Below are 16,051 nucleotides of genomic sequence, written 5' to 3'. Positions count from 1 at the left end.
CGGTTGGAGCCAGCCAATGCAGACAATCGTCGACCCGGAGCACGGCTTCACTTTCGGTGAGGCGCTGTACAATGTGGGAGGGGTTTATGGCCCACTTCGTAATCGTTACGTGACGCTGCTGCTGGTCCACGAAGGAACAGCCAAGGTGACCTGCGACGACGAAGTGACGATCGTGGAGAGTGGCGAATGCGGCGTCTTTCGCAACGAACAATACGTTCTGTTCGAGTATGATCGCGGCCGGGTGAGCTGGTGCGAAGGCTCACCGGGAACCTTGACGGAGTCGATTGCGCAGCGTCTGCGCGAAGTGCCCGCCAAGATTCCGATATCCGAGCCGCTTGAAGCACTTCAGCGCCTTGGCGTCGAACTGGGCTCCGGATCCACGGCCAATCTCAACATGCTGCGCAACGCCCTGGGGCAGACACTCTACGCAGTCTATTTTCACGAAGCCCACGTTTCAGAGCGGGATCGGCATATTCCCCGACCCGTCCATCGCGCCAGAAACTACATCGAGGAAAATTCCGAGAAGGACGTCACGATCAACAGTCTGGCAGATCTGGTGGCGCGAACGCCGCAGCACCTCATTCTGTCGTTCCGCAAACATATCGGCGTCACACCGGCCCGCTATCTCTGGCAGGTACGCGGAAAACGGGCGCGTCATCTGCTCTTGCACAGCGGCCTGACGATAGCGGAAATCGCATATCAATGCGGCTACAAGAACCCCTACCATTTCTCGCGTCAGATCAAGCAGCTTTTCGGTATGTCGCCAACTGAAGTGCGCGCGAACATGGGCTACCACAAGCCAAGCGAAGTTGCCGAAGATACGGTCGATATCGCGTACTGAGCGGTGTGGAATTTTCGTGGTCTGTCAGCCGGGCCGCGACAAGGCAAGCCCGGCTGATCTTAAGTGATATGGCCGCAACCGGATCGCGCCGTTGTCGACCGCCCGAACGCCGTACCTAGTTGGGCGACAACGCCGTCATCAGCCCGTCGATCTCTTCCGACCATTCCTGCAGCCACCGACGCTTTGTCGTTGCATCGAGCCAGGAGCCGTCGATGCCCGCCAGGATGGCATCCCGGATGTCGCGCGGGGTGAATTTCAGCTGTTCAACCGCCTTGACGTATTCGTTCTCGAGGTCGGTGAAAAACATCGGTGGATCGTCGCTGTGGATCGAAAGTGTCAGTCCGAAATCAAGCATCTGGCGAATGGCGTGATCTGGCGCCGACAGATCGTGCCACGCCGAAGTGACCGCTGCGGTTGAGGGGCATACGGTGAAGAGCACACCCTCATCCTTGCAGCGCTGCATTAGTTGTGGGTCATTGACGACATTGTAGCCATGATCGATGCGCTCGACCTTCAAGGCGTCAAGCGAGCCTCTGATGTAGGCGGCCGGCCCCGTTTCGCCGGCATGTGCGGTCACATGCAGCCCGGACTTGCGCGCATGGGCAAAGACGTCGCCGAAGGGCTCGGGCGGAAACGGCGCCTCGTTGAAGTCCAGGCCGATACCGATCACTTCGTCGGTTCGATGCGCGAGGATCAGTTCGACCATCTCTTGTCCTGCCGCCCGCCCACGTTCGCGGTTGATGCCGGGCACGATGCGGCTGACAACGCGAAAATCCGTCTCGGCGTCCTTCATGCCGGTCAGGATGCCCTTGAGCTGCGTTTCATATGCTACCCCGCAATCAAGATGTGCGTGCGGGCTGAAGAAGAACTCGACGTAGCGCGCGCCGCTGCGGGCACAGCGCTCGAGCATCTCGTAGGTGATGCGCCTGAAATCGTCGACGTCGACGACGCTTGCCGACACTGCGGAGTAGATGACGAGGAAATCCTCGAGGCTCTTGAAACGATAAAGGTCCTTCGCGTCGTCGACTGGTGGCAGATGCACGCCATTCTTCCTGGCCAGATCCAGTGCGGTTTGCGGGTAAATGGCTCCCTCCAGATGAAGGTGAAGCTCGGTTTTTGGGACTTTCCGGATGAATTCTTGGATATTCACTGGTCTTCTCCACTGCCAACGTAGCTCGCAACTTGTATTGCGCGGACGCCAGGTGGACGATTTTCTGGCCACATCGAGCTTCACAAAGGCATTTGGCGGTTGCCGCCGGCTGCGCCTCATCGTCTCATCGCAATGGCCAAAGTGTCATGCATCAAGGCAGCAAACGAAATATCGGCGACGCTTCGAAGCATATCGTGAATGAAGATAGCGATGAGCCAACGTTGCGAGCCTCAGGGCAATCGCGCAGAATGCAGCGGCTATCGGGGCGAGTAGATGAAGATCGTCGTTGACCAGGAGGACGGTTTTTCCTTTGGCGAGGCCGTGTATCCCGTGGGGGGAGTGTACGGGCCGCTAACCGGCAACTATGTCGCGCTGCTGCTGGTGCATGAAGGCACCGCCAAGGCGACATGCGACGGCAAGATCACCATCGTCGAAGCCGGCGAGTGCGGCTTGTTTCTGGGTGAGCAGCTGTCCGTGTTTGAGTACCAGAAAGGCACGCGCAACAAGGTAGGCTGGTGCGAGGCGTTTCCTGCGAACCTCCCGGACTCTGCCGCGCTAAGCTTGCGCAACGCGACCAGCAAGATCCCGATCTCCGCACGGATCGAGACTCTCCAGCGACTGGGTTTGGGGCTGACGCAGGGTTCTGACGCGGATACCCATATCCTTTGCGAGACATTGGGGCAGTCGCTGCTCGCCGCTTACTTCCATGAGGCGCAGATATCGGAGCGAGAACGGCACACGCCCCGCTCCATCCACCGCGCCCGGCGTTATCTCGAAGAAAACTTTGCAAAGGAACTGACCCTCGGCCAGCTGGCCGACATGCTTGCGCTGACGCCCCAGCATCTGGTCTCGTCGTTCCGCAAGCACATTGGCGTCACGCCAGTTCGCTATCTCTGGCAGATACGAGCGAACCATGGCCGGCAACTGCTGCTTCACAGCGAACTACCGGTGATGGAAATAGCCGAACGGTGCGGCTACAAGAATCCCTATCACTTCTCGCGTCAGATCAGACTGCATTTTGGCATGTCGCCGACGGAGCTTCGCGCCCAGGCGGCTCAGCGGATCTCCAGGGAGCCTACGGCATCATAGCCGCAAGCGGGATCGCTCACTCTCTGCTGTAGGGCACGCCGAGCGCTTCGGGCTGGTGCGTGCGCGACCTGAGCCCTGCCAGCAATACCAGCGAGGCGACATAGGGCAGGATCAGGAAGAAGTGGTGGGGGATGGAAACGCCGACTACCTGGGCATGGATCGCAACCGCCTCGAGCAGGGCGAAGATGAAGATCGCGCCGACCACACGGAACGGCATCCAGTTGCCGGCAATGATGGCGACGACGACCAGCCAGCCGCGGCCGGCGATGAGATCGGGCACGAAGCGGTCGGAATAGCCGAGCATGAGGAAGGCCCCGCCGAAGCCCGACATCAGGCTGCCGAACATGATTGCCAGGCACTGGCGCCAGCCGACGCTCAAACCCTTGACGTCAAGCGCCTTGGGGTTCTCGCCGACGCAGCGGATCTCGAGGCCGTATTTGGTGCGGTAGAGAAAGAACCACACTGCGACCGGCAGCAAAAACGCGACATAGGTCAACAGGCGCTGCGAGAACAGGATCGGGCCGAGGAACGGAATATCCGACAGCAGCGGAATGTCGACCTGATCGAAACCGGCGAACTTCGGCGGCTCGCGGCCGATGACATAGGTCTGGAACCAGAACAGGGTGAGGCCCGAAGCCAGGAGGTTCAGCGCCAGGCCGGCAACGAACTGTTCCGCCTTCAGGACGATCGTGACAAAGGACATGATCAGGCTGATCAGGGCACAAGCGAGCACGGCTGCAAGCAGCGCTAGCCACGGCGAGCCGGTGGTCGAAGCGACGACATAGGCGACAACCGCTCCCAGCAGCATCGTGCCTTCGACCGAGATGTTCCAGATGCCGGCGCGCTGGGTAACCAGCTCGCCCATGGCCGAGAACAGCAGCGGCGTCGCGATTCGGACCATGCCGGCCAGGATGCTGATCAGCAGCGGACCTTGCAGCAACTCAAGCATGGACTTTCTCCTCGACGCGCACCAACTGAAGCTTTGTCGCGACTGCGGCACAGAGGAAGAAGAGCAGCACCAACCCTTCCATCGCCGAGACCAGGCCGGCAGGCGTTCCGCTTTTCAGTCGCATGTAGATGGCGCCACTCTTCAGCGCGCCGAAGAAAAGTGCGGCCAGCATCACACCGCTCGGCCGCAGGCCGCCGACCATGGCAACAACGATGCCGGAGCTGCCGATGCCAAGCAGCGTCTCGGCGCGCAGGCGGTGCGAGGTGCCGAACAATTCGCCTGCCCCGGCCAAACCGGCGAGCGCACCCGACAACAGCATCACGACCAGCAGCAGCCGCCGGATGTTGGTGCCGCGGAAACGCAGCGCGGTCGGGTTGGAGCCGAAGGCGCGAATCTCGTAGCCGAGCGACGTTTTCTCGAGGAGCACGGCGCAGAAGGCAGCAGCGGCAAGCGCCAGGATGAAGCCGATATGCATCTTGCCTGAGCCCTGGCCAAGCAGGATCGGCCATTCGAGCAGCGGGTTGACCGGCGACGACTGGTGATAGGCAACAGTCAGCCCACTCTCCATCCACGGGCCGCCATCGAGAAGATAGGCGAGGATGTAGATGACGATGTAGTTCAGCATCACGGTCGAGATGACCTCGCTGGTGCCGAAGCGGACCTTGAGATAGCCGGCAAGCAGGCCGAGCACGCCGCCGCCGACAAGCCCAGCAATGGCAATCAGCAGCCATGCCAGCCAGTACGGCAATGGAGCCACCCAAAGGCTCATCCAGTAGGCGGCCATCGCACCGGCGAAGACCTGCCCTTCCTGGCCGATGTTCCAGATTTTCGCCCGAAAGGCGATGACCGTACCGAGCCCGACAAGCAAAAGCGGGGTCGCTTTTGCCAGCGAACCATAGAGCGCGTTCTGGCTGCCGAAGGCGCCTGTCAGCAGCGCCGAGAACGCCTTCGCAGGGTCACCGCCCGAAAAGGCCAACAAAGCTGCCGACGTCAGGAATGCGCATATCATCGCCGTGGAGTAACAGGCGACATTCCAGCTCAGGCTGCTGCCCGAGCGTCGTTGAACTGAAATCATTGGACTGTCCGTTCAGGCTCTTTGGCGTCTCCCGCCATCATCATTCCGAGGTCGAGCAATGAGGTTTCCTCAGGACGTACGATGCCCATGATCCGCCCTTTGAAGATCACCGCGATGCGGTCGCAGAGGCGCAGCAAGTCATCGAGTTCCTCCGAGGCCAGCAGCACGGCGAAACCGGCAGCGCGCTTCTCCAGGATCTTTTCGTAGACGAATTCGGAAGCCGCGACGTCGAGCCCGCGCGTCGGCTGGTTGGCGAGCAGCAGCCCGCGCGCATGCAGGAATTCACGCGCCAGGATGACGCGTTGCGCATTGCCGCCGGACAGCCTTTCGACCGGCAGTTCGGCTGATGCCGTCACCACCTTGAATTCCTCGATCTTCTTGCGGGCGAGCACGCCGAGCTTGCGCCGGTCGAGGAACGGCCCACGGCGATATTCGGGCGCGCGCTGCCAGCCAAGCACGAGATTCTCGGCGGTGCCGAATTCCGGGATCAACCCTTCGCGAAAGCGGTCGTCGGGCACGAAGCCGACACCACGGTCCAGCATTTCGCGTGATGTCGGTGCGACGATCGCCTCGCCGTCGAGCGAAAAGCCGCCGGAGCTCGCCGCGCGCACCCCCATCAGGACTTCGAACAGCTCCTTCTGGCCGTTGCCGGCGACACCTGCCAAGCCAAGAACCTCATGCTTGGCGATGTCGAAGCTGACATCCTTGAGTACATCCTCGGCCCAGTCGCCCTTGGCGCAGACATTGCGCACGGAAAGGAAATCGCCAGCCGGCGTAACGGTTCGGTCGCGGACGTGCTTTGTCACCTTGTGGCCGACCATCAGCGCGGTGATCGCCTCCGCCGTGCTACCGGCCGTTTCCACGGTGGCCACGACCTTGCCCTTGCGCAGAATGGTGACGCGGTCGGACTGCATCACCTCACGCAGCTTGTGGCTGATCAGGATGATCGACAGGCCGCGGCTGCGCATGCCCGACATGATCCTGAACAGCTGGTCCGACTGCTGCGGGGTCAAAACCGCGGTCGGTTCGTCGAGGATCAGCAATTCGGCGCCGAAATACAGCGCCTTGAGGATTTCCACCCATTGCTGCTCGCCGACCGACAGTTGCCAGATCTCGCGATCCAGGTCGATGTCGATGCCGCACTCCTGGCAAAGAGCAACCACCTTGCGGCGGGCTTCCGACTTGTTGAGGAAGACGCCGACGTCGGAGCTGCCGACGATGATGTTTTCAAGGACGGTGAAGTTGGAGACCAGCACGAAATGCTGGTGCACCATGCCGATGCCGAGGCGGAGCGCGTCGGCGGGCGAGTTCAGTTCGGCGGTCTTGCCCTTGAACACGATCTCGCCGCTGTCGGCGCGATAATAGCCGTAGAGGCAGGCCGACAGGGTCGACTTCCCGGCACCGTTCTCGCCGAAGAGGCAATGAATCTCACCCTTGCGCACGTCGAGGCTGACGCCGTCATTGGCGGTGACCGCGCCAAAGCGCTTGGTGAGATTCTGGACCTTGAGCAGCTCTTCCACCACGACAGGCCGCACCATTTGCGCCGTGCAGTTCACTTCACTTCCGCCGTGTTCACTGCAACGACGAGTTCACGCGAAAGGATCTTCTGCCGGGTCGCGGCAATTTCCTGCTTCACGGCATCGGGCAACTTGGCTTCGAACTCATGGAAGGGCGCGATGTCGGTGCCGCCATCGGCCATCGAGAACCATTTCGGTTCCGCGTTACCGCTAAACTGGCCACCGGCCTTGTGCTTCTGCCACTCGCCGACAAGCCATTTGAGGTCGGGCTCCCAGTTGATGACCGCGCTGGAAGCAAGCGCTGTCGGTGCATTCTTGCTCTGATCGCTGATGTTGGCGAAGCACATTATGTTGTGCTCCTCGCAAGGCTTGAAGTTGTCGGTCAGCATGAACACGACGTCGGCACCGGAAGCGATCTGCACATTGGCATGCTCGGCGGCCAGCGCATTGTCCGACCACGAGCCGATGAACGAAACGCGATGCTGGATGTCGGAGCGGACCGAACGCGCTCCCTCGAGATAAGCGTTGATCTGGTCGTTGACGTCGTCGGCGGCAAAGGTGCCGACCAGTCCGATGACACCGGACTTCGTCGTCCGTCCGGCGAGCATGCCAAGCAGATAGGACGGCTCATGCAGGCGCTTGTAGAGCCAGTACTGGTTGGCGCCGATCGGCGCATTGCCGGAGCCGGCCACCACGAACATGATGTCGGGGAATTCGGTGTTCAGCTTCTTGATCTGGTCGGAATAGCGGCCATGGCCCCAGATGATGTCGTATTCGCCGCTCTCGGCGTAGAGGCGCATCGCATTCTCGGCGTCCTCGTTCCACAGCGGATCGGTGTATTCCCAGGAAAGGTCGACGGTCGGTGCGATCTCGCCCTTGATCTTGTTGAGGGAGTCGAGAAGCGTGCTGCACCAGCCGACATCGACGCGGCTCTCCATGATGATGGCGATCTTCAGTTTGGTCGGCTCGGCCGCGAATGAGCGGGTAAAGCCCGCCAGCAGGATTGCTCCTGCAGAGCCGAGAAGTGCCGCGCGACGGGTGATGTTCGGTGCCATGTAAGGTTCCTCCATTCCAGCTCGAAAACTGTCCCATTCCGCCCGACTGCTCGCGCTCAGCCTGCACAGGGCAGGCCGCGCAAAGCGGCGGAATTCCTGCACCAACGACGTTCCCCTTGGTCTTATCTGTCGTCGGTTTTCGGTCTTGCAACCATGAGCTCAAGCTTTCATGCCGGCTTGGGCGCAACAATGGCTGCTATTTCAGTCAGGCATATCCCTGGTTAAACACAACGGCTGCACTTCATGCGGCGCGGCTGGTGTTGCCGAAGATGACGCCGTAACGAAGCCCGCGGTCGCGAAGCCAGCGGCGATATGCAGCAGAGGCCGCGTCCGCGCGGATCGGCACTTCTGCGCGCGTGTCGAGCGGCAACCGCTTCGGCACCTGGTTTTCCAGGATCGGCTTGTCCTGGCCGAGAATGGTCTGGTGGAAGCTGCGCATCGCAGCGAGGTTGGTTACATCGTCGACAAGGCAGATAACGATATGGACCAGCACGCATTCTTCGCTGACCGGCTGGCCAAACAAGGCAATGACGTCGCGGCGCTTGGCGTCCGTCGAGCCTGTCTTGTAGAGTACCGCGCAAAACGGATGCGGGATGCGGTAGACATATTCCGTATCCACGCCGCTGTCAGAACCGGCATTGGCCTGCGGCTGGTAGAACTCGCATTCGGTGACCAGAATTTCCGGCGGCTCCGGATAGACGGTGACTTTATAGGGCTTGACCTCGGTGTGCGGCTCTTCGCCGAGGATGCCAGTGTGGACGAAGGGAAAATGCCCCATGTCGAGAAAGTTCTCGACGGCGCGGGGTGCCGACACGGCGACGCGCGTGACGCCCTGGACGATGACATTGCGGTCGGGTTCGTTGAATTCGACGATCTCGAACAGGTCGCGCGGAGGATTGCCCAGCGTCGTCCACAGATAGCCGAAGCGTTGGATCAAAGGCAGCATTTCATCGCCCCGCCATACGCCGAGCACGTCACCACGCCGCCCGACCTGGATCGCCTGGCCGAGCAGGATCGTCGAGATCGTCGCTTGGGCAGGCAATTCGTCGAGGGAAGCCACGACATGCCACTCGTCGAGAGCGACCGGATCTATCGAAGCGAGGTTTCCCATACTGGCCATCCGCGATACTCGTTCAGCACATTGCGGCCTCGAAACAGGCCGCAGGCGATAGTCGTTCGGTTCAGCGATTTCGGAGCGATTGCGGGCGGCATTTGCCCGGCGCCATATCTGGCGAGCACCTGAGTGCCTTATACAGTCGTTCCTCCGCTGCCGGTCTGGCTGGTGTCTTGGCCCAGTTCGGATCGGCAGGTGAAGAATTCCACGGATGACGCCCAATCCGCCATGCATGCGGTTGGCAATCGCATATCGCCAGTTCACCCGGCGGCAAGCATGCGTCGGCTTGCGACTAGGCGCTGCGCGCCTGCTCGCGCAGCTCCGTCGGGGAACAGTCGAACGCCAGCTTCACCTGGCGCGAGAAATGGTAGGGATTCTTGTAGCCGACCTTGTAGGCAATCTCGCTGATCGACAGCCCGGTCCGCTGCAAAAGGTGGGCGCCATAGTCGACACGGCAGCGCCAGAGATAACGCGCCGGAGTCATGCCCATATGCTTCTTGAAAGCCGAGACCAGATACTGCGGGCTGACCCGCACCTGTTCTGCAACATGTTCGATGGTGAGGTCGCCGGCGAAGTGCTCGTCGAGGTAGCGCCTGGCGCGCAGGATCGTCTGCGGCACCGGCTTTTCCGCTGCCAGGACCCCTGCCTCGTAGATGTAGGCGTTGAGCAGCGCGTTTGTCAGCGCCTCGCGCAATCCGCTGCGGCTGTCGCGGTCGCCGATGCCAAGGTCGACGCCAAGTTGCATTAGTGCCTGGACTTGAGGCGTTGCGTCGATGAAAGGCGCGATCTTGCCGGCCTCCTGGTAGAGCCAGCCGGCGTTCTGAGGGCGACCGTCGCACCAGCTGACATGCGAGAAGACCCCCTCCTGCGCAATGTAGTTGTAGCGGTCATGCGTCAGCGAGAACGCGCACTGCCCGGCCTCGAGCCTTGTGACCCTGTCATCAGCCTCGATCGTGGCGCTGCCGATATGGACGACGATGAAGGCGAGGTAATCGCCCATGATCGGCCCATACTGGCCGCCGGTCTCATAGGTCAGTTCCCCGAAGGTGTTTTCGCGGCTGAGATCGATCGGGGGCAGACGCATACTGATCTTTCGCAATGTTCACGGACGCGAGCCAGAGCTCACCCCTGCCCTGATGTACTGTGCGCATGATCATCGGGGCATTGCTCCGCCGGCGCAAGCCGACGGAGCCGCGTCTACTCGCAAGACGCGCTAGAACGATGCCTCCATGCGCACGAAGCCGCCGATCATATCGGCGCCGTCGACGGCAAAATTGTCGTAGAAGCCGATCTCCGGCGCGACCATCAGATCCGGCACGACCTGATATGCGACATTGGCAACCGCGGCAAAGTTCTCGTCTTCGTCATAAGACAGCTGGAAGTTCACCGAGGCTTTGTCGGAAGCCTTGATCGTGGCGCCGCCCCACACGGCCCACCGGCCGCCCCAGATACCGTAGAACTGGGAATAGGGTGCGCTGTCGTCGCTCTTGAGTCCTGCCATTGCGAATGCGGAAACTGTATCGCTGAAGGTGGCATCGAGGCGCAGCTTGCCTGACCACTCCTCCGAAACCGAGTCATAGGCAGCAACCAGGGCCACGCCACCCCAGGATTGCGCGTAGGACAGGCCTGCCACGACATGCGGCATGTAGCTGTCGACGACGAACGGGTCGTAGCCGGTTTCGAGAGAAACGGCCGCGGTGAAGCCGTTTTCGTTCTTGTAGGTGTAGGCGATCTGCGGCGTGGCGAATGGGCCGTAGCCGATCACGTCGTCCTTGGAGACATAGCCGGCATAATTGACGAAGGTGATGAACAGCGAGTCGTTCACGCCGATGCGCAAGCCACCCAGCTCGATGATGGCACTCTCGATTTCCATCGCTTCGTGGCCGCCGTCCGAGTCGATGTCATGCTGGAAGTTGATGTGCATGTAGCGGCGCAACGTGCCCAATTCAGTCTCCGAGCGGGCATCGATCTTCAACGCCGCGCGGGCACGCTTGAAATAGGTGCCGCCCCGGCCGTCGTCGTCACGGTCCGCGCCAAAAAGGTCGCCCACACCGATCTCGTAGCGAATGTAGCCGCCGACGCGCAGGCAGGTTTCAGTCCCCGGCAGATAGTAGAAGCCGGCACCGTAGGTATCGCAGACGCGGACATAGCCGATCGGCTCCGGTTCGGCGACGACCACGGCATCAGCGGCCTGGGCGCCATAGGGCGCACCGATTGCCAGCGCGCAGCCAAGCGCAGTTTTCCTGTAATTCATTGTCCCGGTTCCCTCCCGATTTGTAGCTGTTCTGGTTTTCATGCCGGGGTGGACATCCCGCATGCAGGCGGCAATCGTCGCGATCCAGGCGTTCCTCCCCGTCAGCGTCAGGCAGCATGCGTCGCCCCCCATCGCGTGACGGAGGTGCATGCTGCCTGCCGATCAACGACCGGCCTGGATGTTGGTGTGTGCGGCGATTGCGTTGCGACGTTAGGACAGGCGCGGCACCGTCCGAATGGCCGAGATACGCAAAACCATATCTGCAGGTAATGCGAAAAAGAGCCAATGCAGCAGCGGCCAAGCTGCTGCATTGGCGGTCAGCCGCCCAAGGTCAGATTGAACGGCCTTCGTAGATCGGGAATGCTGCGCACAGCCACTCCACCGTCGAATGAACTGCACGTTCCTGTTCAGTGGCACGATCGGTGCCGACGGCGTCGAGCACGTCGGCGATCAGCGTACCGACCTGGGCAAACTCCGCCTCGCGGAAGCCACGCGTGGTGGCAGCCGGCGTACCCAGCCGAATCCCTGAGGTGACCGCCGGCGGCGCAGGGTCGAACGGGATGCCGTTCTTGTTGCAGGTCAGCCCGGCCCGGCCGAGTGCCTCTTCGGCGTCTTTGCCGGAGATACCCTTGCTGCGCAGGTCGACCAGCATCAGATGCGTGTCGGTGCCACCTGAAACGATATCGAAACCGCGCGCCGAAAGTGTCGTGGCAAGCGTGCGCGCATTGGCCACCATCTGCCTGGCATATTCCTTGAAGCCATCCTCAAGCGCCTCGCCCAAGGCAACCGCCTTGGCGGCGATGACATGCATCAGCGGACCGCCTTGCAGGCCAGGAAAGACCGCCGCGTTCAGCTTCTTGGCGATGTCGGCATTGTTGGTGAGGATCATGCCGCCGCGCGGACCACGCAGCGTCTTGTGCGTGGTCGTGGTCACGATGTCGGCGACTTCCAATGGGTTGGGATGCACGCCGCCGGCAACCAGTCCGGCGAAATGCGCCATGTCGACCATCATCAGCGCGCCGACGCTGTCGGCGATCGCCCGGATGCGTTTGAAATCGATGATGCGCGGGTAGGCCGAGCCCCCGGCGATGATCAGCTTCGGCCGCGTTTCGAGCGCCTTGACCTCCAGTTCGTCGTAGTCGATCAGGCTGTCACTCTGGCGCACACCATACTGTACCGCGTTGAACCACTTGCCCGACAGCGTCGGTCGGGCACCGTGAGTCAAGTGCCCACCGGCGGCAAGCGACAGGCCCATGAAGGTGTCGCCGGGCTTCAGCATGGCGAGCATGACCGCGCCATTGGCCTGGGCGCCCGAGTGTGGCTGCACGTTGACATGGGCCGCGCCGAACAGCCGGCTCGCCCGCTCGATCGCTGCGGCTTCTGCCAGGTCGACATACTGACAGCCACCATAATAGCGGTGGCCGGGATAGCCCTCGGCATATTTGTTGGTCAGCACCGAGCCTTGTGCTTCGAGCACGGCGGGCGAGACGATGTTCTCGGAGGCGATCAGTTCGATCTCCGACCGCTGGCGGGCGGTTTCGCGTGCGATCGCATCGGCGATCACCGGATCCTGGCGCTTCAAGTCGCGTTGGAAAAAGCCGAACATGCTTCTTGTCTCCTGGCGGCAAGGGGCAGACGCCGTTTGGCGCCTGCCCTTGGCTTGGTGTTGGTAAATTGAAACGGGGACTAGTTGACGGCGTCGGGCGGCGATCGGCCTTCGAAGAAGGCGGTGAGGTTGTCGATCACCCGCATGCCCATGGCGATACGCGTCTCGTTGGTGGCGCTGCCGAGATGCGGCAACAGCACGACGTCGTCGCGCTCGGTCAGCGAGCGCGGCACCACCGGCTCGGTTTCGAACACGTCGAGCCCGGCACCGGCGATGCGCCCTTCGTCGAGCGCATTGACCAGGGCGCGTTCGTCGACGACATCGCCACGCGCGGTGTTGATCAGGAACGCCGACTTCTTCATGCAGCCGAGGCGGCGACTGTTGATGAGATAGTGGTTTTCGCCACCACCTGGACAATGCAGCGACACGAAATCGGCGGCCGCCAACACGTCATCGACCGTCGCCAGCTGGCGCGCCGGCATGCCAGGATCGGCAACCGGCTGGCTGTCGTAGAAGACGACGTCCATGCCGAAACCGTAATGGCAGCGCCGCGCCATGGCCTGGCCGATGCGACCCATGCCGACGATGCCGATGGTCTTGCCGGTGACCTGGGTGCCGCAGAGATGGGTCGGCCGCCAGCCGGTCCATTTTCCGGAGCGCAGTTCACGCTCGCCTTCCCGGGCGCGGCGGGCGCACATCAACAGCAGCGTCATGGCAAGATCGGCGGTCGCATCGGTAAGCACCGCAGGCGTATTGGTGACCACGACGCCAGCTGTCTTCGCCGCGTCAACGTCGATGTGGTTGTAGCCGACGCCGAAATTACCGAGAATTTTTGCCTGGACACCATCGGTAAACAGCTCGGCGCCAAGCCTGTCCGACACGGTGGGCAGCACCGCATCGGCTTCCTGCAGCGCCAGGCGCAGCTCACTGCGATTGTACGGGCGGTCTGTTTCGTTGAGCCTGACGTCGAACTGGCTAGCCAGCCGCTCCTCGACTTCGAGCGGCCAGCGACGGGTGACGATTACCTTCGGTCTGGTCATCCTGTCCCCTCAAGCCGCGCGGTCTTGCTGCGGCTGCAGATTGCCGGTGACCTCGGCGCGGTACCATTCCTGGGCCGCGGCGACGCCGGAACCGGCTTCAACCTTGGCGCCGGCATCGCGCAACGACATTTCCGCCGAGGCCAACGCCGCCAGGCACATCACTTCGTTGAGATCGCCGAGGTGCCCGATGCGGAAGACACGGCCCGCGACCCTGCTCAGCCCGGCACCGAATGACGTCCGATACCTGGAGTAGCCGTTGGCGATGACATGCCGCGCATCGATTTCGTCGGGCACGACGATCGCCGAAACGGTGTTTGACCACCACTTCGCTTCCTTGGCGCAGAGCCTGAGCCCCCAGGCATGCACGCCGCGGCGCACGCCCTCCGCGAGGCGATGGTGGCGCGCGATGATGTTGTCGAGCCCTTCGGCAAAGATCAGGTCGAGAGATGCACGCAGCCCATGCAGCAACTGGGTCGGTGGCGTGTAGGGGAAGAAGCCAGTCGACGATGACGCCTTCATGTCTTCGAAGCTGAAATAGCAGCGCTCCATGCGCGATTGCTTGTGCGCTTCAAGTGCCTTTTCGCTCACGGCAAGGATGCCGAGGCCGGCCGGCAGCATCAGACCCTTCTGCGAGCCGGTGACGGCAAGGTCGACGCCCCATTCGTCCATGCGAAAATCGATCGAGCCGATCGAGCTGACGCCGTCGACGAACAGCAGCGCGCCATGGCCGGCTGCGTCGAGCGCCTTGCGCACGCCGGCGATGTCGGAGGTCACGCCGGTGGCTGTTTCGTTATGGGTGGCGAACACCGCCTTGATACGGCCGTGCTTGTCGTCGCTCAGCCGCTGTTGGTATTCCTCGACCGGAACTCCCTCGCCCCACTCGACGTCGATGCAGTCGACCTCAAGGCCCAGCCTCTGGGCCATGTCGACCCACAGATGCGAGAACTGACCGAAGCGTGACATCAGCACGCGGTCGCCGCGGTTCAGCGTATTGGAGATGGCCGCTTCCCAGGCACCCGTGCCGGAGCCGGGATAGATGAAAACGGTACCCGCCTCGGTCTTGAACACCTTCTTGAGATCGGCAAACAGCGGCAGCGTCAATTCCGGATAGTCCGGTGCGCGCATGTCCTGCATCGACACATTCATCGCCCGCCGAACGGCATCGGGGATGTTCGTCGGTCCAGGCACGAAAAGATGCGTGGTTCCATTCTTCATCGGATGTTCCTCCTGTTTGATCTCGGCGCGCGACGACCTGCGATCGTCCCTCGCATCGGCGCCCGATTGGCGGGCTTGCCTGCACTGGTTCTGGTGGCTCCTCGCGCCTAGGTGAACGCGACCGTCGGGGGTCCGTTCAACATGGCGAGGCACGCGCAAGCATGCGGCTTTGCTGTCGCGGCCAGACGCCGCGAAGTCCTGCACGCTCATCGAATGCGTCACACGCTCGGTTTCCTGTTCGATGGCCGGGTCAGGTGACATGGCGGGCCGTTACGGCCCGGCTCATCAGTCGCCGGGGCGCAGCCGACGGGCTCCCCGATGTTCGCTGTACCAGGCCAGCGTCTTTTCCCAGCCGCCGAAGGGGAAGAAGTGCAAATGCAGCGGTCCCACCGGTTGCGGATAGCTCGTTGACATTGCTTCAATCACATCGGCCGGATTGCGGTCGGCAATGACGTTGAACAGCCCGCTCGCCGAACGCTTCAGCGCCGCGATCGAAGGCCCTACCCCGCACATCATGGCGAACTTGACCAGCTTGGCCAGGCTGGTCACGCCCGCAAGCCCGACATGCACGGGAAGTCCTGGATACTGTTCGTGCAAGCCTCGCGCCCAGGCACCCATGGCAGCACCGTCGAAAGCGAATTGCGAGACGACCCTGGCATCGATGGAGCGGTCATCGCAGATCTCGAGCTTGCGCCGAAGCGCGTCGGCAAGATCGGCATCGCCAATGTTCGGATGTCCCTCGGGGTAGCCCGCGACAAAGGCCGTACGAATGGTCGAGTCGCGAAGCACGGGATGTGCCAGCAGTTGCGCAGATTCACTCATCGGCCCCGGAAAAAGTGCCGGATTGCCGCCCAGAAACAGCGCTTCAGTAATGCCGTTGCGGCTGTGCGCAGCGACGAGATCGACAAAGTCCTTCTCGGTCTTGAAGTTGCGCGCGCCGAGATGCGGCACGGCGATGTAGCCCTTTTCCCTGATACGCAGAGCCGCTTCGACCTGCATCGCCTCGGGCTTACCGGTGAGATGGGTCAGGAACACGCGCGAACCCAGCGGGAAGTGCGAGACTTCGGGCGCAAAGCTGCGCGCCTGCTCCGGCGCGAGCTCGATCGACATGGCAGGCCCGACAGCACGGGCAGATGGCCTATCAGC

At 62.1% G+C, this 16,051-nt stretch carries 14 protein-coding genes; 2 read left to right on the top strand and 12 right to left on the bottom strand.

Annotation, left to right across the window (positions count from 1 at the left end):
- Window positions 1–16: 16 nt before the first annotated feature.
- Window positions 17–841, top strand: a complete 825-nt coding sequence (locus WHT83_RS13535) for a helix-turn-helix domain-containing protein (RefSeq protein ID WP_183261942.1) — start codon at window positions 17–19, stop codon at window positions 839–841.
- Between the two features lie 115 nt (window positions 842–956).
- Here the strand turns inward: WHT83_RS13535 and add are convergent, their stop codons facing one another.
- The gene (add, locus tag WHT83_RS13530) at window positions 957–2,111 is read right to left on the bottom strand and encodes an adenosine deaminase (RefSeq protein ID WP_406871451.1); all 1,155 of its coding nucleotides are present in this window, start codon (window positions 2,109–2,111) and stop codon (window positions 957–959) included.
- Window positions 2,112–2,264: 153 nt separating this feature from the next.
- On the opposite strand from add, the gene WHT83_RS13525 reads away from it, so the two are divergent.
- Entirely contained in the window at window positions 2,265–3,080 is an 816-nt protein-coding gene (locus WHT83_RS13525; protein ID WP_406871450.1) for a helix-turn-helix domain-containing protein, read from the top strand.
- A gap of 16 nt (window positions 3,081–3,096) precedes the next feature.
- Here WHT83_RS13525 and WHT83_RS13520 read toward each other — a convergent pair whose 3' ends face one another.
- The 11 genes from WHT83_RS13520 to WHT83_RS13470 all read right to left on the bottom strand — a co-directional run bounded on the left by WHT83_RS13520 (window position 3,097) and on the right by WHT83_RS13470 (window position 16,015).
- On the bottom strand, window positions 3,097–4,029 hold the full coding sequence (locus WHT83_RS13520) for an ABC transporter permease (RefSeq protein ID WP_318762002.1): 933 nt from the start codon (window positions 4,027–4,029) through the stop codon (window positions 3,097–3,099).
- The gene (locus WHT83_RS13515) at window positions 4,022–5,104 is read right to left on the bottom strand and encodes an ABC transporter permease (RefSeq protein ID WP_406871449.1); all 1,083 of its coding nucleotides are present in this window, start codon (window positions 5,102–5,104) and stop codon (window positions 4,022–4,024) included. Before WHT83_RS13515 ends, WHT83_RS13520 begins: the two co-directional genes overlap by 8 nt.
- Complete coding sequence (locus WHT83_RS13510; RefSeq protein WP_406871448.1) at window positions 5,101–6,642, bottom strand: ABC transporter ATP-binding protein; 1,542 nt, start codon at window positions 6,640–6,642, stop codon at window positions 5,101–5,103. Before WHT83_RS13510 ends, WHT83_RS13515 begins: the two co-directional genes overlap by 4 nt.
- A gap of 14 nt (window positions 6,643–6,656) precedes the next feature.
- On the bottom strand, window positions 6,657–7,676 hold the full coding sequence (locus tag WHT83_RS13505; RefSeq protein WP_406871447.1) for a BMP family protein: 1,020 nt from the start codon (window positions 7,674–7,676) through the stop codon (window positions 6,657–6,659).
- 241 nt (window positions 7,677–7,917) lie between these two features.
- Window positions 7,918–8,787 (bottom strand): aromatic ring-hydroxylating dioxygenase subunit alpha, encoded by an 870-nt coding sequence (locus tag WHT83_RS13500; RefSeq protein ID WP_406871446.1) that lies wholly within the window; start codon window positions 8,785–8,787, stop codon window positions 7,918–7,920.
- Between the two features lie 295 nt (window positions 8,788–9,082).
- Window positions 9,083–9,874 (bottom strand): AraC family transcriptional regulator, encoded by a 792-nt coding sequence (locus WHT83_RS13495; protein WP_183261953.1) that lies wholly within the window; start codon window positions 9,872–9,874, stop codon window positions 9,083–9,085.
- A 129-nt stretch (window positions 9,875–10,003) separates the two neighbouring features.
- Window positions 10,004–11,044, bottom strand: coding sequence for a porin (locus WHT83_RS13490; RefSeq protein ID WP_406871445.1), 1,041 nt, complete (start codon window positions 11,042–11,044; stop codon window positions 10,004–10,006).
- A 331-nt stretch (window positions 11,045–11,375) separates the two neighbouring features.
- Window positions 11,376–12,650 (bottom strand): serine hydroxymethyltransferase, encoded by a 1,275-nt coding sequence (gene glyA / locus WHT83_RS13485; RefSeq protein WP_406871444.1) that lies wholly within the window; start codon window positions 12,648–12,650, stop codon window positions 11,376–11,378.
- Between the two features lie 80 nt (window positions 12,651–12,730).
- Window positions 12,731–13,690, bottom strand: a complete 960-nt coding sequence (locus tag WHT83_RS13480) for a 2-hydroxyacid dehydrogenase (RefSeq protein WP_406871443.1) — start codon at window positions 13,688–13,690, stop codon at window positions 12,731–12,733.
- Window positions 13,691–13,699: 9 nt separating this feature from the next.
- Window positions 13,700–14,905, bottom strand: coding sequence for an aminotransferase class V-fold PLP-dependent enzyme (locus WHT83_RS13475; protein WP_406871442.1), 1,206 nt, complete (start codon window positions 14,903–14,905; stop codon window positions 13,700–13,702).
- A gap of 285 nt (window positions 14,906–15,190) precedes the next feature.
- Window positions 15,191–16,015 carry a methylenetetrahydrofolate reductase gene (locus WHT83_RS13470; RefSeq protein ID WP_406871441.1) on the bottom strand — a complete coding sequence of 275 codons (825 nt, stop codon included), beginning with the start codon at window positions 16,013–16,015 and terminating at the stop codon, window positions 15,191–15,193.
- Between the last annotated feature and the right edge of the window lie 36 nt (window positions 16,016–16,051).

The sequence above is a fragment of the Aminobacter sp. P9b genome (assembly GCF_045345995.1).
Taxonomy (GTDB): Bacteria; Pseudomonadota; Alphaproteobacteria; order Rhizobiales; family Rhizobiaceae; genus Aminobacter; species Aminobacter niigataensis.
This window is presented reverse-complemented; position numbering and strand designations above follow the sequence as displayed.

What these genes read in the sequence shown, in the direction of transcription:
- WHT83_RS13535 (WP_183261942.1), top strand. Translation starts at nt 17, where the DNA reads ATGCAGACAATCGTCGACCCGGAGCACGGCTTCACTTTCGGTGAGGCG.
- add (WP_406871451.1), bottom strand. Translation starts at nt 2,111, where the DNA reads ATGAGGCGCAGCCGGCGGCAACCGCCAAATGCCTTTGTGAAGCTCGAT.
- WHT83_RS13525 (WP_406871450.1), top strand. Translation starts at nt 2,265, where the DNA reads ATGAAGATCGTCGTTGACCAGGAGGACGGTTTTTCCTTTGGCGAGGCC.
- WHT83_RS13520 (WP_318762002.1), bottom strand. Translation starts at nt 4,029, where the DNA reads ATGCTTGAGTTGCTGCAAGGTCCGCTGCTGATCAGCATCCTGGCCGGC.
- WHT83_RS13515 (WP_406871449.1), bottom strand. Translation starts at nt 5,104, where the DNA reads ATGATTTCAGTTCAACGACGCTCGGGCAGCAGCCTGAGCTGGAATGTC.
- WHT83_RS13510 (WP_406871448.1), bottom strand. Translation starts at nt 6,642, where the DNA reads ATGGTGCGGCCTGTCGTGGTGGAAGAGCTGCTCAAGGTCCAGAATCTC.
- WHT83_RS13505 (WP_406871447.1), bottom strand. Translation starts at nt 7,676, where the DNA reads ATGGCACCGAACATCACCCGTCGCGCGGCACTTCTCGGCTCTGCAGGA.
- WHT83_RS13500 (WP_406871446.1), bottom strand. Translation starts at nt 8,787, where the DNA reads ATGGGAAACCTCGCTTCGATAGATCCGGTCGCTCTCGACGAGTGGCAT.
- WHT83_RS13495 (WP_183261953.1), bottom strand. Translation starts at nt 9,874, where the DNA reads ATGCGTCTGCCCCCGATCGATCTCAGCCGCGAAAACACCTTCGGGGAA.
- WHT83_RS13490 (WP_406871445.1), bottom strand. Translation starts at nt 11,044, where the DNA reads ATGAATTACAGGAAAACTGCGCTTGGCTGCGCGCTGGCAATCGGTGCG.
- glyA (WP_406871444.1), bottom strand. Translation starts at nt 12,650, where the DNA reads ATGTTCGGCTTTTTCCAACGCGACTTGAAGCGCCAGGATCCGGTGATC.
- WHT83_RS13480 (WP_406871443.1), bottom strand. Translation starts at nt 13,690, where the DNA reads ATGACCAGACCGAAGGTAATCGTCACCCGTCGCTGGCCGCTCGAAGTC.
- WHT83_RS13475 (WP_406871442.1), bottom strand. Translation starts at nt 14,905, where the DNA reads ATGAAGAATGGAACCACGCATCTTTTCGTGCCTGGACCGACGAACATC.
- WHT83_RS13470 (WP_406871441.1), bottom strand. Translation starts at nt 16,015, where the DNA reads ATGTCGATCGAGCTCGCGCCGGAGCAGGCGCGCAGCTTTGCGCCCGAA.